Origin of the sequence: Nonomuraea sp. B19D2 (assembly GCF_040137845.1) — a bacterium.
In the GTDB taxonomy this organism is placed as follows: Bacteria; Actinomycetota; Actinomycetes; order Streptosporangiales; family Streptosporangiaceae; genus Nonomuraea.
In genome coordinates this window covers 490,037-505,176 of record NZ_JBEFAK010000003.1, presented here as the reverse complement: position 1 = coordinate 505,176, position 15,140 = coordinate 490,037, and the positions used below count along the sequence as shown (strand labels likewise).

At 70.5% G+C, this 15,140-nt stretch carries 14 protein-coding genes; 6 read left to right on the top strand and 8 right to left on the bottom strand.

Going from position 1 to position 15,140, the window contains the following annotated elements:
- Positions 1 to 21: 21 nt before the first annotated feature.
- A complete protein-coding gene (panB, locus tag ABN273_RS09030; protein ID WP_349448195.1) occupies positions 22 to 852 on the bottom strand; it encodes a 3-methyl-2-oxobutanoate hydroxymethyltransferase in 831 nt (276 codons plus the stop codon).
- A 149-nt stretch (positions 853 to 1,001) separates the two neighbouring features.
- Here panB and ABN273_RS09025 point away from each other — a divergent pair, with 149 nt between their 5' ends.
- The 4 genes from ABN273_RS09025 to ABN273_RS09010 all read left to right on the top strand — a co-directional run bounded on the left by ABN273_RS09025 (position 1,002) and on the right by ABN273_RS09010 (position 5,723).
- Positions 1,002 to 2,243: an MFS transporter gene (locus ABN273_RS09025; RefSeq protein ID WP_349448194.1), complete on the top strand. Its 1,242-nt coding sequence runs from the start codon at positions 1,002 to 1,004 to the stop codon at positions 2,241 to 2,243.
- A 107-nt stretch (positions 2,244 to 2,350) separates the two neighbouring features.
- Complete coding sequence (locus ABN273_RS09020) at positions 2,351 to 3,916, top strand: MFS transporter (RefSeq protein WP_349448193.1); 1,566 nt, start codon at positions 2,351 to 2,353, stop codon at positions 3,914 to 3,916.
- Between the two features lie 8 nt (positions 3,917 to 3,924).
- Entirely contained in the window at positions 3,925 to 4,527 is a 603-nt protein-coding gene (locus tag ABN273_RS09015) for a TetR/AcrR family transcriptional regulator (RefSeq protein ID WP_349448192.1), read from the top strand.
- A 554-nt stretch (positions 4,528 to 5,081) separates the two neighbouring features.
- Positions 5,082 to 5,723: an SDR family NAD(P)-dependent oxidoreductase gene (locus tag ABN273_RS09010; RefSeq protein WP_349448191.1), complete on the top strand. Its 642-nt coding sequence runs from the start codon at positions 5,082 to 5,084 to the stop codon at positions 5,721 to 5,723.
- 56 nt (positions 5,724 to 5,779) lie between these two features.
- Here ABN273_RS09010 and ABN273_RS09005 read toward each other — a convergent pair whose 3' ends face one another.
- The 4 genes from ABN273_RS09005 to ABN273_RS08990 form a co-directional block, all read right to left on the bottom strand.
- Positions 5,780 to 6,466 carry a GNAT family N-acetyltransferase gene (locus ABN273_RS09005; RefSeq protein ID WP_349448190.1) on the bottom strand — a complete coding sequence of 229 codons (687 nt, stop codon included), beginning with the start codon at positions 6,464 to 6,466 and terminating at the stop codon, positions 5,780 to 5,782.
- A 96-nt stretch (positions 6,467 to 6,562) separates the two neighbouring features.
- Entirely contained in the window at positions 6,563 to 6,739 is a 177-nt protein-coding gene (locus tag ABN273_RS09000) for a YhaZ family DNA alkylation repair protein (RefSeq protein ID WP_349448189.1), read from the bottom strand.
- A gap of 167 nt (positions 6,740 to 6,906) precedes the next feature.
- Entirely contained in the window at positions 6,907 to 8,685 is a 1,779-nt protein-coding gene (locus ABN273_RS08995; protein ID WP_349448188.1) for an NAD+ synthase, read from the bottom strand.
- Between the two features lie 482 nt (positions 8,686 to 9,167).
- Positions 9,168 to 10,361: an MDR family MFS transporter gene (locus ABN273_RS08990; protein WP_349448187.1), complete on the bottom strand. Its 1,194-nt coding sequence runs from the start codon at positions 10,359 to 10,361 to the stop codon at positions 9,168 to 9,170.
- Positions 10,362 to 10,421: 60 nt separating this feature from the next.
- Between ABN273_RS08990 and ABN273_RS08985 the strand changes: the two genes are divergently transcribed.
- The gene (locus ABN273_RS08985) at positions 10,422 to 11,384 is read left to right on the top strand and encodes a DUF5937 family protein (RefSeq protein WP_349448186.1); all 963 of its coding nucleotides are present in this window, start codon (positions 10,422 to 10,424) and stop codon (positions 11,382 to 11,384) included.
- On the opposite strand, the gene ABN273_RS08980 is transcribed toward ABN273_RS08985, so the two are convergent.
- Entirely contained in the window at positions 11,375 to 12,397 is a 1,023-nt protein-coding gene (locus ABN273_RS08980) for a terpene synthase family protein (protein ID WP_349448185.1), read from the bottom strand. The two genes, ABN273_RS08985 and ABN273_RS08980, sit on opposite strands and share 10 nt — an antisense overlap.
- Before the next feature lie 44 nt (positions 12,398 to 12,441).
- Positions 12,442 to 12,987, bottom strand: coding sequence for an EF-hand domain-containing protein (locus tag ABN273_RS08975; RefSeq protein WP_349448184.1), 546 nt, complete (start codon positions 12,985 to 12,987; stop codon positions 12,442 to 12,444).
- Between the two features lie 153 nt (positions 12,988 to 13,140).
- On the opposite strand from ABN273_RS08975, the gene glnA2 reads away from it, so the two are divergent.
- Positions 13,141 to 14,502, top strand: coding sequence for a gamma-glutamylpolyamine synthetase GlnA2 (gene glnA2, locus ABN273_RS08970; protein WP_349448183.1), 1,362 nt, complete (start codon positions 13,141 to 13,143; stop codon positions 14,500 to 14,502).
- Here the strand turns inward: glnA2 and ABN273_RS08965 are convergent.
- Positions 14,484 to 15,053, bottom strand: a complete 570-nt coding sequence (locus tag ABN273_RS08965; RefSeq protein WP_349448182.1) for an AAA family ATPase — start codon at positions 15,051 to 15,053, stop codon at positions 14,484 to 14,486. The genes glnA2 and ABN273_RS08965 overlap by 19 nt on opposite strands.
- Positions 15,054 to 15,140: the final 87 nt, after the last annotated feature.

The window sequence follows — 15,140 nt, the reverse complement described above, 5'->3', positions numbered from 1 at the left end:
GTTACGGAACGACGTCCCGCGTCAGCTGTACGTGTGCTCCGGAGCGGGGAAGGCGCCCGAGGCCACGTCGGTGGCGAAGGCGCGGACGGCGCGGTCCATCTCCTCGGCCAGGTCCGCATAGCGCTTGACGAAGCGGGCCGGCCGCGGCGTGAGCCCCATCATGTCCTGCCACACCAGGACCTGCGCGTCCGTCCCCGCGCCCGCCCCGATGCCGATGGTCGGGATCGCCAGCGACGCCGTCACCCGCTGCGCCAGGTCGGCCGGCACGCACTCCAGCACCACGGAGAACGCCCCCGCCCGTGCCAGGTCCTTCGCGTCCGCCATGAGCTCGTCCCCCGACTGCCCGCGGCCCTGGACGCGGTAGCCGCCCAGGACGTTCACCGACTGCGGGGTGAGCCCGAGGTGGGCCATGACCGGGACCCCGGCCGAGACCAGCGCCTCCACCTGGGGCAGGACGCGACGGCCGCCCTCCAGCTTGACCGCGTGGGCGCCCGCCTCCTTCATGAAGCGCGCCGCCGACTCCAGCGCCTGCTGCGGCGAGGACTGGTACGACCCGAACGGCAGGTCCGCGACCACGAGGGCACGTGACGAGCCGCGCACGACGGCCGCCGTGAGGGGCAGGAGGTCGTCGACCGTCACGGGGAGCGTGGAGTCGTACCCGTAGACGACCATGGCCGCCGAGTCGCCCACCAGCAGGACGGGGATGCCCGCGTCGTCGAACACCCTGGCCGTCATCGCGTCGTAGGCGGTGACCATGGGCCACCGCTCTCCGCGCTCCTTGGCGGCGGTGAGGTCGCGAACGGTGACCCGGCGCCCGGAGGCGCCCCCGTACAGCGTGGTTGAAGAGGACATGAGTGTTGAACCCTCCAGAAACGTCTCGAGGCGCCCCAGCGGCGTCCCCGGACTTCTTCCGATGATGTCACGCGCCGTCAGGCGGCCGAAAACCTGTGGCGAAACTGTCGGTGCCTGTTGCCAGAATCGGTGAGGAGGTTGACAACAACATGGCTCTCGACCCTTACCGACGACTGCTCAAGATTCCGGGTGTCCCCGCGTTACTGCTGGTGGGGCTGCTGGCGCGGATTCCGTCCACGGCGATGGGCATGACGCTGACCCTGCACGTCGCCGTGGCGCTCGACCTGGGATACGGCAAGGCCGGCCTGATCACCATGGCCAACACGATCGGCATGGCGATCGGGTCGCCGCTGTCGGGGAGGTTCGTCGACAAGCACGGCCTGCGTCCCGTGCTCATCGTCACGACCGTGGCGCAGGCGGCGTTCTGGGCGTGCGCGTGGGCGCTGCCCTACCCCGTCCTGATCGGGGCGGCGGCGCTGGCCGGGCTGCTGGCGCTGCCGGTCTTCAGCGTGACCAGGCAGTGCCTGGCCGCGCTGGTGCCGGTGCCCCAGCGCCGCAGCGCGTTCGCGCTCGACTCGATGCTGGTCGAGCTGTCGTACATGGCGGGTCCCGCCCTCGCGGTGGCAGGGCTGACGGCGTTCGGCAGCGGGGTCACGATGATCGTCATCGGGGTCGGCACGACGGCCGCCGGCCTGGGCCTCATCGTGCTCAACGCGCCCACCCGATCGGCCGACGAGCTGGCGGAGCAGGCGGTGAAGGTGCCCAGGCGGCAGTGGATCACGCCCGGGTTCGCGGCGCTGCTCGGCACTACCGCGGCGGCCACGTTCGTGCTCATGGCGACCGAGCTGTCGCTGGTCGCGACCATGAACCAGGCCGGCCAGACCGAGTGGGTGGGCCTCGCCGTGGCCGTCTGGTGTGTTTACTCCCTGATCGGCGGCTTCGTGTACGGCGGCCTGTCACGTGGCTTCTCGCCCCTGACGCTCATCGCCTCCATGGGCCTGCTCACCATCCCGGTGGGGCTGGTGAGCGGCGGCTGGCAGTGGCTGGTCCTGGCGCTCGTTCCGGCCGGGTTGCTCTGCGCGCCGTCGCTGTCGGCCACGGTCGACCTGCTCTCGCGGTGGGTGCCCACCGGGGCGCGCGGCGAGGCGATGGGCTTGCACGCCACGGCCCTGCTGATCGGCGGCGCGGCCGCGGCCCCCATCGTGGGTGCGGTGATCGACGGGAGCGGACCGGTGTGGGGGTTCGTGGTGGCGGGCGTGGTGGGCGTGGCCATGGTGCTCGCCGCCGCCCCGTTCTGGTCCCGGCGCCCTCCTGAGCAGCCCACGCCGCCGCTTGGGGAGGAAGGGGCGGCGACGGGCATGCCGGCGACGACTTCATCCTCCGGGGGGTGAGGCGGAGTTCACCCAGAGTTTACGAAACGGGACCGTTGCGTATCGGAATAGCTTGCGATACGGTGTCGTTGCGAAACTCAGGCGTATCGAAATTAAGGAATGCTGCCATGAACGACACAGTCGTGGACCCGAGGACGGGCCATCCACGCCGCTGGGGGATCCTCGGTGTGCTGGTGTTCAGCCTGCTGGCCGTCGTGCTGGACAACACCATCCTCAATGTGGCGATGAAGACCATCGCCGACAAGACGGTCGGTTTGGGGGCGACGCAGAGCGAGCTGGAGTGGGCGATCAACTCCTACACGCTCGTGTTCGCCGGTTTGCTGTTCACGTTCGGCGTGATCGGCGACCGAACAGGGCGAAAGCGGATGTTGTTCATCGGCATGGCGCTGTTCGGGCTGGCCTCACTTGCCAGCGCCTACTCCCAGGATCCGATGCAGCTGATCCTGGCGAGGGCGGCGATGGGCATCGGCGGCGCGGCGATCATGCCTGCGACGCTGGCGATCATCTCCAACATCTTCCCTCCCGGCGAGCGGGGCAAGGCGATCGGCATCTGGGCCGGTGGCGTGGGCCTCGCGGTGGCGATCGGACCGATCACGGGCGGCCTGCTGATCGAGCACTTCTGGTGGGGCTCGGTCTTCCTGATCAACGTGCCCATCGTGATCATCGCCATGATCCTCATCGCCACCTTCGTGCCCGAGTCGCGTGACCCGAAGCCGTCCAAGCTCGACCCGGTCGGCGTGGTGCTGTCCATCATCGGGCTGGTGGCCGTGGTCTACGGCATCATCCGCGGCGGCTACCTGGGCACCGTGGCGAGCGCCGAGGTGCTGGTGCCCACGCTGATCGGCCTGGTGGTGCTGGGCGTGTTCGTGTGGTGGGAACGGCGTATCGACCACCCCATCTTCGATGTGCGCAACTTCGGCAACGTCCGCTTCAGCTCGGCCATCGGCATGATGGGCATGGTCTTCTTCGCGATGATGGGCGGGATGTTCTTCCTGACCTTCTACCTGCAGATCGTGCTGGGCTTCTCGCCGGTGCAGGCGGGGGCGTTGATGATCCCGTTCGCCGCCGCACAGCTCATCTTCGCGCCGCTCAGCCAGCGCGTGAACGAGCGGTTCGGCGCCAAGCTGTCGGCCACCGTGAGCATGATCGTGGTGACGGCCGCCCTGGCCAGCTACGCGCTCATGGACCAGGACACGCCGATCGTGCTGATCGAGCTCGTCTTCTTCGTCCAAGGCGCCGCGATGGCCAACATCATGCCGCCCGCCACCACCGCCATCATGGAGTCGCTGCCCAGGGAGAAGGCCGGTGTCGGCTCGGCCATGAGCAACACCGTCCGCCAGGTGGCCGGTGCGCTCGGCGTGGCCGTGCTGGGCTCGGTCCTGTCGTCCAACTACCGCAGCGAGATCAGCCCCTCGCTGGCCGGGCTGCCCGCGAACGTCCAGCACACCGCGGGCGAGTCGCTCGTGCAGACGATGGGCGTCATCCAGGGGCTCGGTGACAAGGGGCAGGCGCTGATCAAGCCGGCGTACACCGCGTTCATCGACGGCATGCACGTCACGGCGCTGGTGTCGGCAATGATCGCGTTGGTCGGCGTCGCGGTCGTGGCGAAGTGGATGCCGGGCAAGGCACGCCCGGTGCAGCAGGCGGAACAGAAAGAGCCAGCGGTAGTGTGAGGCCCACGATGACGATCCAGGAATCGGGGACTGCCCGCCCGGCGGGGCGTCCACGTAGCGAGAAGGCCGAAAAGGCGATCATTGAGGCCACCCTCGATCTGATCGGCGAGGGCATGGGCATCTCCGAGCTGTCCATCGAGGCCATCGCGTCGAGGGCGGGCGTCGGCAAGACGACCATCTACCGGCGCTGGTCCAACAAGGAGGACCTGGTCGTCGACGCTCTCGCCACGCTCAAGGCGCCGCTGCCCCCGCTTGCCGGCACGTCGGTGCGCGACGACCTGATCTCCCTGCTCGACCTCATGCGCCGGGAGTCGGGCGACACCCGCAACCGCTGCGTGATGAACATCGCGATGAACGAGTCCGACCGCTACCCGCAGTTGAAGGCGCGCTTCATGAAGCGCGCCGTCGAGCCCCGCAGGGAGGCGATGCGCGCCGTGATCGAGCGCGGCATCGCCACCGGCGAGCTCCGCGCCGACCTGGACGTCTCCATGGGCATGGCCATGCTCACCGGCGCCATGATGTGGCACACCAAGTGGGCCCCGGCCGGAGACCTCGCCCCGGATCTCGCCGAACGTGTCGTGGATGCGGCCCTCGCTGGAATGGCGCCTTAACGGCTTCCACGGCCACCGAAGGCTTGCCGGACCCCGAGGCTGGGGAGGCCCATGTACGGCTTCCTCGCCTCGGGCCGCCCACGTGACCGCCGCTCCGGCTACCGGTGGTGGCGAGCTTGTGCTCCTTGACCCTCACTTGGAGTGCTCCCCACGGATGAATCCGAGGGATTCCGGCCGTCCCAACCGTGCGGCTATGCGCATGGTCGCGACGCTGTTGCTTGGCGGTTCACCTTCCGGCCCCGCATTCGCGGGTTTCCACGCCCCAACTCACGATCCCGTTCTGGGTGACGCGAGCTCCGCCCTCCCGGCGGTGAGTAGGTACTGCCTCGGCCTCACGCGTGGGCTTGGTTATCACTCACATGTTTCGACCGCGACCCACCATACCCGCACGGGGTGCGCCACCGCAGCCTGTTCCCGTCCAAGCACGCTTCCGTCCTGGCGGGCACTCCCGCGCCGGGCTTCCCCCCTGGCTGAAGCCAGGGGTCCGCGCCCGGCATCCTCGATTGACGTGATGTGATGCCTTAGCTTCTGATCACAACAACGGAAAGGAGCCGATGATGCCTGGAGCTGTGATCATCGGAGCGGGGCCGGGGATCGGCCGGTCCGTCGCCCGCCGGTTCGCGCGGGAGGGGCTGCCCGTCGCCCTCGTCTCGCGTACCGGGACGGCGCTCGATCTGGACGGGGTGCTCACGTACAAGGCCGACGTCGCCGACGAGGACCGGCTCCGCGAGGCCCTCGACGCGGCCTCCGCCGACCTGGGCACGCCGGACGTCGTGGTCTACAACGCCGCGATCATCCGGCCCGACCCGCCCGGCGAGGCGAGCGCGCGGTCCCAGCTGGAGGCCTGGGCGGTGAACGTGGTGGGCGCGCTGGTCGCGGCCGCGCACGTGGCGCCCGCGATGGCCCGGCGCGGCGGCGGGTCGTTCCTCGTCACCGGCGGGATGCCCGAGCCCAAGGCCGGGTACGTCAGCCTGTCGCTCGGCAAGGCGGGCGTGCGGACGCTGGTCGAGCTGCTCGACCAGGAGTACGGGCCGTCCGGCGTGCACGTGGCGAGCGTCACCGTGGCCGGGCCGGTCGCGCCGGGCACGGACTTCGACCCGGACGACATCGCCGAGCACTACTGGCGCCTGCACACCCAGCCCCGCGACGGATGGGAGCGGGAGGTCCTCCACGCCGGCGGTGGCGTCAGGATGTGAGCTTCCAGAGCCAGTCGACGACGGATAGGAACGGAGGCCCTGCACACCCGGTGGCGTCAGGGCGTGAGCTTCCAGAGCCAGCCGACGGCGGGGAGCCCGAGCCGCCCGGCCACCCGCTGGGAGGAGTGGTTGTCGGCGCCGGTGCTGTAGAAGAGGGGGATGTCCGGCAGGAGGCCGGCCCACATGGCGGTGGTGGCCGCCGCGTACCCGCGGCCGCGGAAGGCGGGCGACGTCCAGGTGCCCGCCTCGGCGCCCTCGGGGGTCAGGCGCGCGCTGTGGCAGACGGCGGCGACCTGCCCGTCCTCGACGATCATCGCCCACGGCGCCCCCTCGCGGCCGCCGAGGAGCGCGTCCCATTCGCCGGGTGTCCAGTTGGCGGGCCGCAGCGGGCGTACGCGCTCCGCGTGCGCCGGATCGTCCGACCCGAGGACCTCGGCAGGCACGTCGAAGCGGACCGGCGGGCGGATCAGGTAGCACGGCCCTCCGGACACCGCATGGCCGTCGCCCAGGAGCGCGCGGCACCGCGCCAGGACGTCCGGCGGGTGTCCGGGAGGCGACGGGACACCCCGGGAGACGAGGTCGAGGAGGCGCGCGGCGAGCGCATCGGGCACGCGCCCGGACACCGCCGCGGTCATGCCGTCGGCCGCCACCCCGATCACCACGTCCTCCGGCCCCGGCAGGCGGCCCCGCTCGTCGAGCCGCCAGATGACGCCCAACTCGACACGAAGCAGCTCCACGCTCATGGCGCCTCCAGTGTGAACGCCGCGACCCTGCGGAGCAGTTCCACGCTCATGGCGCCTCCGGTGCGAACGCCGCGACCCTGCGGAGCAGGCCCACGCTCACGGCGCCACCAGCGTGAACGCCGCGCTCGCCGCGACCCGGCCGTTGACGATCACTTCGAGCTCCCTCGCGCCCGGCGGCTCGTCGCGGGTGGTGACCGGGCGGAAGGAGTGGCTCTTGCGCGCGGTGAACGTCGCCCCCGCCTCCGCCGCCTCGCGCTGGGCCAGATGGAACACCCGCCGCGACCCCGGCCAGGGCCCGCTGGGTGAAGCGGGCCCGCGGGAACGGCGCCCACGCGGCGGCGAGCCCGTCTGCCAGCACGGCGACGGATCCGGCGTTGATCAGGTCTTTCAGCGGTTGAGCCACGGCGGCCACTGTGCCAGCCGCCACCGACAATTCCCTGTCACGCCTGGCCGGTGGTTTCCCGCCACCTGTTGGTGATGGGGAGGCGGCGGTCGCGGCCGAAGTTCTTCGGCGTGATCTTGGGGCCCGGCGGATACTGGCGCCGCTTGTACTCGGCCAGGTCCACCAGCCTGATGATCCTCGTGACCAGCGCCGGGTCGTGGCCCGCCGCGATGAGCTCCTGCGAGCCCATGTCCTTCTCCACGTAGTCGTCCAGCAGGCGGTCGAGGATCTCGTACGGCGGCAACGAGTCCGTGTCCCGCTGGTCGGGGCGGAGCTCGGCGCTGGGCTCCTTGGTGACGGAGTTCTCCGGGATGGGGGTCTTCGCCTCGAGCAGGAACTGGGGCAGCGAGTTGGCGTTGCGCCACCTCGCCAGCTCCCACACCATGGTCTTCGGCACGTCCTTGATGGGGGCGAAGCCGCCGGCCGAGTCGCCGTACAACGTCGAATAGCCGGTCGCGAGCTCGCTCTTGTTGCCCGTGGTCAGCACCAGGTGGCCGTGCTCGTTCGACAGGCCCATGAGGATCATGCCGCGCACCCTCGCCTGGAGGTTCTCCGCGGCCAGGCCCGACAGGTCGATCTCCTTCTCGAAGGCGCTGACGATGTCGGCGATCGGGACGATCTGCGAGGTCACGCCCTGCCTGCGGACCAGCTCTTCCGCGTCGGCCAGCGAGTGGTCCGAGGAGTAGCGGGACGGCATGAGCACCACGTTGACGCGCGACGGGCCGATGGCGTCGGAGGCGATGGTGGCCGTCAGCGCCGAGTCGATGCCGCCGGACAGGCCGAGGATGACCGACTCGAAGCCGTTCTTGGCCACATAGTCCCGCACGGCCAGGACCAGGGCCGAGTAGACCTCGGCGGGCAGGTCCAGGCGCTCCGAGATCGTCGACGGAGCCGGCTCATAGGGCTCCACGGGGGTGGCGGACAGCACCATGCGGTCCACCGTGATGGTCGTGCCGTCGCCCGCGTCGTACGGGACCGAACCTGTCTCCGCCTCCGAGACCGGCAGATCCAGGTCCACGACGAGCAGCTCCTCCGTGAACTGCCCCGCCCGCGCCACGAGCGAGCCCGAGGCGTCCACCACGATCGAGTCGCCGTCGAAGACCAGCTCGTCCTGCCCGCCGACCTGGTTCACGTAGACGAGCGCGCATCCCGCCTCACGCGCCCGCCGCGCGCACAGCTCCAGGCGTACGTCGTCCTTCTCCTTCTCGTACGGCGACGCGTTCGGCGCGATCAGCAGCCCGGCGCCCGCCTCGCCCACGACGGACACGGGACCGCCCTCCTGCCAGAGGTCCTCGCACACCGCGATCGCCACGTCCACCCCGTGCAGCCGGAAGATCGGCATCCGGTCGCCGCGCACGAAATAGCGGTATTCGTCGAACACCCCGTAGTTGGGCAGATGGTGCTTGGCCGTCCGGGTGACCACCTCGCCCTTGTGGAGCAGCGCCGCCGCGTCCAGCGGGGCGCCCTTCGGCTGGCCCGCCCGGGGCGCGAGCCCCGCGCGGTCGACGTAGCCGACGACCACGGGCAGGTCTCCCAGGCCCTCCTGCTCCAGCCTCCGCGCCACCTCCTCCAGTGCCCGGATGCTGGCGTCCACGAAGGACGTACGCAGTACGAGGTCCTCAACGGGATAGCCGGTGAGGAACATCTCGGTGAAGACCACGAGATGAGCCCCGCGCTCGGCGGCGTCACGGGTCCACGTGATCAGCCGGTCGGCGTTCGTGTCAAGGTCGCCGACGGTCGGATTCGTCTGTGCCAGGGCAATACGCAGTTGGGCCACGCCGCCAAGCCTAGTACGGTGGGATTTTTATCGTCAAAGCGACGAAAAGCAAGGTTTTTCCCCGGGTGTCACTAAACCTGACTCGTACGCGGCCATGACCAGCTGCGCCCGATCGAGCGGGCCTCCCTATGGGGTGCGCGATCGGGCTCGAGGCGCAGACGGGAGACACGTACCGTTCCTTGGCGCTGAGCAGGATTGAGTCCCGCGCAGTGGCGCGCCCCGAACGGTCTTGGGCGCACCGGTCCCCCACATACAGCCCTGGGCGGCGACGCACGTCCCGCGTGCGGTCCGATCCAGAGCGGCGGGATTCCGGACGACCTGGTTATGTCCGGCACGGCCACAGGCAAGCGGGGAGGCCCCGACCCATCGCTCCGGTGGAACGGAGGCCCCGAAAGCCGATGCCGTGCCAGCTGTCCCAGATCGCATACGGAGCGTACATATACCGTTCTGTCAACGGACCTGCCCACAACCGCTGATCGCGGTCAGCGGCGTCTGATGGCCGGCCCGAGCAGGAGCATGCCCGCCGCCGACACCATCCCCACCCCGCCGATCGTGAACCACAGCGCCCACGTCCCGATCTCCAGCAGCGGCCCGCCGATCAGCGGCGCCAGCACCGCCGCCAGCGACCAGGCGAACCCGAACAGGCCCGAATACCGCCCCCGCAGCTCGGCCGGGGCGAGCGCGGCCACGATCGTGCCGGCGATGCCCGCCTGGATGATCTCGCCCATCGTCCACACCGCGATCGTCACCGCCAGCCCGAAGGTGTCGTGGACGAACGTGGTCATGGCGAACCCGAGCGACATCACCGCGACCCCCAGCGCGAAGGTGCGGGAGGCGTCCCTGCGTCCCAGCCACCCCGACACCAGCGGCTGGACGACGACGATCAGCACCCCGTTCAGCGCCATGGCCAGCCCGTACTGGCCCGGCGACAGTCCCACGACCTCCGTCATCGCCACCGGCAGCATGGTCATCGTCTGCGAGTAGACCAGCGCCATGGCCATCGTCACCAGCGTGAAGCTCACCATCACCCGGTCCCGCAGCACCACGCCGAACCCGCCGGCGGACTTCTCGGCCGCCGGCCTGGTCTCCGGGACGGCCCGCCACACCAGCACGGCGAAGGCCACGCTCGACAGGGCGTCGATCCAGAACAGCCAGACGAACCCGAGCCCCGCGAGCCAGCCCCCGGCCGTCATGCCGACCGCGTAGCCGAGGTTGATCGCCCAGAACAGCAGCCCGTACGCCCGGGGCCGCTCCTCGGCCGAGACCAGGTCCGCGACCAGGGCGTTCGAGGCGGGCCGGTAGATGTCGATCACCAGCCCGAGCACGAACATCGAGGCCAGGATGGCGGGCAGCGAGGTGCTGTAACCGAGCGCCAGCATGGTCACGGCCGTGGCCAGCATGCCGCCTGACAACGTGGCCCGGCGCCCGATCCGGTCCGTGAGCACCCCCGCGAGTAACTGCGACAGCAGCGAGCCCGCGCCGAACAAACCCATCACCAGGCCGGCCGCCGTCACCGACAGGCCGCGGCTCTGCGTCAGGTAGACGCCGGTGAAGGGCATGACCATGGTGCCCAGTCGGTTCACCAGCGTGCCGCCCCACAGAGCCCAGAACGGGCGGGGCAGCCCGCCGAGCTTGGAACGGAGGAAGGATGCACGGTCAACAGTTGCGCTTGTCACGCGACAAAGCTTGATGTTCCGGGTTTGTCGGGTGCGAACGATTTAGTGCACGCTAAAAGCATGTCCGTCTCGTGGGTGATGAAGCCGGAGGACGTGGCCCGGATCCGGTTCGCGTTCTCGCCTATGTGGGAGCTGGTCGCCAGCCTGCGCACGCTGCAGAAGCCGGCCCGGCACTCGATCCACCTGCCCTGGCTCAAGGCCGTGCGCCCCCGCCTCGCGGGGCTCGACCTGGCCGAGCTGTTCGCGCTCGTGCCCCTGACCGGTTACATCGCCGACTTCATCACGCCGCCCCCCGACACGCCGATGCCGGAGTTCGCCGCCGAGCTCGACCGGGTCAGGCGCACGCCGCCTGAGCTGGCCCGCCAGGAGGCGGCGAAGATCGTGGGCACCGACCGGGCGCTGCTCGAGCGGTTCATGGCCGACCCGGAGGCGGGCGTGGCCAGGGTGGCCGGCACGCTGCAGGCGTACTGGGAGAGGGGCTTCGCGGAGTTCTGGCCGCGCGTCTACGGGGTGCTGGAGCGGGACGTGCTGCGCCGCTCGCGGCAGCTCGCCCAGGGCGGGGCGCACGAGCTGTTCGCCGCGCTCGATCCGGCCGTGGTGTGGACGGGGGAGCGGCTGATCATCGACCGGCCGTGGTGCGAGGCGGGCGGCCTGCACGGCGACGGGCTGGTGCTGGTGCCCAGCGCGTTCTGGGCGCCGGCCGTCGCGGTGATGACGGCGCCGTACCAGTCGATGCTGGTCTATCCCGTGCTCGGCGTGGGCACGCTGTGGGAGCAGGGGCCGCCGCCCGCGCCCGGCGCGCTCGCCGCGCTGATCGGCAAGAGCAGGGCGCAGATCCTGCTCGCGCTCGCCGAGCCCGCCACCACCTCCGCCCTGGCCGCGCGCATGGCGCTCACGCCCGGCGCGGTCAGCCAGCACCTCAGCGTGCTCAGCGGCGGCGGTCTCGCGGTGGGGATGCGGGTCGGCAAGCAGGTCGTCTACCGCCGCACCCCCACGGGCGACACCCTGGCGGGTCAGGCGTAGCGCTTGGACTCCAGGAGCCAGTCGAGGTGGGCGCGCGGCGCCGCCAGGTACGCGCACGCGACCTTGCTGACGTCCCGCGCCTGCTTCGGCTCCAGGTCCTCCAGCGGCAGCCGCCTGGCGGCCTTGTGCATGTCCTGACAGCGCGCGGTGATCCGGTCGAGCACCCAGGCCGTCGCCTCCCGCTCGCCCAGCCCGAGCTGGCGCATCGCGAGCACGACGAAGTTGTGCACGTCGCCGCGCTCCTTCGGCCGCGAGGCCACGTCGTTGCACCACGCCGTGACGTCGCTGCAGGCGCTCACGAGCTGCTGCCACGGCTCGCCCTCATGCACCCACGCCGGCACCTCCACCCGCAGGCACGGCTCGACCAGGTCATAGAGGTACGGCCCCACCGTGCCCCTGCGCAGCGCCGGGTACTCCTCCAGCGTCGGCATCCGGCCCGCCGCCCTGTTGTCGGCCTCGGTACGGCAGGCGTCGTGCTGGCGCTGCAGCCCGACCGCGAACCTGGCCCGCCACCGGTCGCTCATCCGCGCGCTCGTCACCCGCCACAGGTCCGCGAACGCCGCCTCGAGCGGATGCCGCGCCGCGCCCCTGAGCATGCCGTCGAAGATGTCCAGCGGGCACGACCCCTCGTCCAGCTCGTCGTCCAGGTGGAACAGCCACGTCAGCCACTGCGCGAACAGCGCCGCCGCGGCCGCGTCGAACTCGGCGAACGCCCGGCCCGCCATCCGGTGGTAGCCGACGCCGGGCGCGGCGCGCAGCCCGGTCCTCCTCGCCCAGTCGATGACCGCGGCCTCGATCGCGTACACGGCCGGGTGCATCCTGCACGGGGCCGCCATCGCGGGCACCCGCTCGGTGAGCGGCAGCAGCGCCAGCGCCGCCGAGCCGCCCCTGCGCGGCAGCGGCAGCATCGAGGTCAGGGCCGAACGCAGCGCGGTGCGCGCGCTGGCGAACATGGTGGCGAACACGGTGGTGCTCGTGGTGGTGTTCACGGAGGTCTTCACAGAGGTCTTCACGGAGGTTTTCTCGGACGTCTTCACAGCGATCTTCACGGCGCTCTTCACAGGGGGCCGAAAAGCCAGTTGCCCGCGGCGCTGGGGTCGTCGCTGAGGTAGTAGTCGGCGGCGGCCAGGACCAGCTCGTCCACGGTGAGCACGCCCCTGCCCGTCCGGTCGAGCCGGTCGAACGCCTCGTCCACGTCGTCGTAGGCGACGCCGAACGCGCTCAGCATCGTGCGGAACTCGCCGGGGCCGATCTCCCCGTCCCGGTCGGGGTCGCACAGCTCCGCCACCGCCACCGTGGCCGGCCGGAACACCGCGTCATACCGGTCGCCCGTGACGAACGCCGCGATCATCCCGGTACGGAAGTCCGGGCGCGCGATGGCGAAGTCGGGGTCGCGCTCGAGCGTCTGCGACAGCGTGGACCAGATCCCGTCGAAGCTGTCGACCAGGCTGGCCCCGGTGAGCGAGGTGGGGGACTCTCCGAAGCCCACCAGGATGCGGGCGCCCAGCCCCAGCAAGTCCTCACGCTCGACGACGCCGTTGCCGCCCGCGTCGATGTGGTCGAATGCCCGATCGAGCTTGTGATTGAGCAGGTCGATGGCCACCAATGCCTCCCCCGAGACTGACTGCGTGATCACATTAAGTCGGGGCGGGGGGCTTTGTCAGTGAGGCTCGCACCGGCACCCCCCGTAACGTGTGTGAAACACGGACACGGCATGCTGGTAGTTAGACCCGTACTGTCAGATAGAGGGGACGCCGTGGACCGCCAGCAGGAGTTCGTGCTCCGCACGCTCGAGGAACGCGACATCCGGTTCATCCGGCTGTGGTTCACTGACGTGCTCGGCTTCCTCAAGTCAGTCGCGATCGCCCCGGCCGAGCTGGAGGGCGCGTTCGCGGAGGGCATCGGGTTCGACGGCTCGGCCATCGAGGGCTTCGCCCGCGTCTACGAGTCGGACATGCTCGCCAAGCCCGACCCGGCGACGTTCCAGATCCTGCCCTGGCGCAGCGAGACGCCGGGCGCGGCGCGCATCTTCTGCGACATCCTCATGCCGGACGGCTCGCCGTCCCACGCCGACCCGCGCTGGGTGCTCAAGCGCACGCTCGCCAAGTGCGCCGACATGGGCTTCACGTTCTACACCCACCCGGAGATCGAGTTCTTCCTGCTGAAGAGCCGGCCCGAGCCCGGCCAGCGGCCCGAGCCGATCGACTCCGGCGGCTACTTCGACCACACGCCCCACAGCGCGGGCCACGACTTCCGCCGTCAGGCGATCATGATGCTGGAGTCGATGGGCATCTCCGTCGAGTTCAGCCACCACGAGGGCGCGCCCGGGCAGCAGGAGATCGACCTGCGTTACGCCGACGCGCTCACGACGGCCGACAACATCATGACCTTCCGCCTGGTCATGAAGGAGGTCGCGCTCGAGCAGGGCATCTGGGCCTCGTTCATGCCCAAGCCGTTCACCGAGCACCCGGGCTCCGGCATGCACACGCACATGTCGCTGTTCGAGGGCGACAGGAACGCCTTCTACGAGGCCGGGGCCGAATACCAGCTCTCCAAGATCGGCCGGTCGTTCATCGCCGGGCTGCTCAAGCACGCCGCCGAGATCACCGCCATCACCAACCAGTGGGTCAACTCCTACAAGCGGCTCTGGGGCGGCGCCGAGGCCATCGCGGGCCAGGGCGGCGAGGCGCCCTCCTACGTGTGCTGGGGCCACAACAACCGCTCCGCCCTGGTCAGGGTGCCGATGTACAAGCCGCACAAGGGCGGCTCGACTCGCATCGAGTTCAGGTCGCTCGACTCGGCGTGCAACCCGTACCTCGCCTTCGCGCTGATCCTGGCGGCCGGGCTGAAGGGCATCGAGGAGGGCTACGAGCTGCCCGCCGCGGCCGAGGACAACGTGTGGACGCTGACCAGCGCCGAGCGCCGGGCCCTCGGCATCCAGCCGCTGCCCGGCTCGCTCAACGACGCGATCGCGGTCATGGAGCAGAGCGAGCTGGTGGCCGAGACGCTGGGGGAGCACGTCTTCGACTTCTTCCTGCGCAACAAGCGGTCGGAGTGGCGCGAATACCGGCGCCACGTCACCGAGTTCGAGCTGGGGCGCTACCTGCCGGTGCTCTGAGCGTCCCGATGCTCGCTCGCGCGCGCCTCGTCGAACACGATCTCCTGGAGCAGGTCCGCCCCCGCCCGGTCCATGATGTGCGCGCCGATGGCGGGCGCGGGATCGCCGCTCTTCGCCCTGCTCACCAGGCTTTCCCAGCTGCGCTGATGGCGGGCGAACGTCTTCGGCGCCACCACCCGCCCCCTGGCCCGCTGTCCTGCCAGCGCCACCTCCGGCGGCGCGTCCAGCAGGAGCAGGTGGAAGCTCGCGCGGTGCCTGCGGGCCAGCCAGGCGAAACCCCGCAGCACGTACGGGCCGCAGCCCCGGTTGTGCGCGATGACCGAGTGGCCGCGGGTCAGGGCCTGGCGGATGCGGCTCAGATGGGTGACGAAGACGACGGCGCGGCGTACCGGCTGGGGGGCCCAGCCGAGCCGCCCGTACCAGTGCCGTTTGGCCTGGAACGAGTCGATCACCGCGACCGTGCCCATGGTGACGGGCAGGCTCTCGGCGCCGTGCAACCCGTACAGGCGTCGCAACAGGGTGGTCTTGCCCGCACCCGGAAGCCCCGTCAAGATGACCAGGGATCCTGACGGATACCGCAACCGTGCCCCCTGCACAGGCCCACCCCCCGCTTTCTCTCGCATCGCCGTGCCCCTACA

Excerpts from the sequence above, each read along its gene's own strand:
- ABN273_RS08985 (WP_349448186.1), top strand. The coding sequence starts at position 10,422 with ATGTCCGTCTCGTGGGTGATGAAGCCGGAGGACGTGGCCCGGATCCGG.
- panB (WP_349448195.1), bottom strand. The coding sequence starts at position 852 with ATGTCCTCTTCAACCACGCTGTACGGGGGCGCCTCCGGGCGCCGGGTC.
- ABN273_RS09025 (WP_349448194.1), top strand. The coding sequence starts at position 1,002 with ATGGCTCTCGACCCTTACCGACGACTGCTCAAGATTCCGGGTGTCCCC.
- ABN273_RS09020 (WP_349448193.1), top strand. The coding sequence starts at position 2,351 with ATGAACGACACAGTCGTGGACCCGAGGACGGGCCATCCACGCCGCTGG.
- ABN273_RS09015 (WP_349448192.1), top strand. The coding sequence starts at position 3,925 with ATGACGATCCAGGAATCGGGGACTGCCCGCCCGGCGGGGCGTCCACGT.
- ABN273_RS09005 (WP_349448190.1), bottom strand. The coding sequence starts at position 6,466 with ATGAGCGTGGAGCTGCTTCGTGTCGAGTTGGGCGTCATCTGGCGGCTC.
- ABN273_RS09010 (WP_349448191.1), top strand. The coding sequence starts at position 5,082 with ATGATGCCTGGAGCTGTGATCATCGGAGCGGGGCCGGGGATCGGCCGG.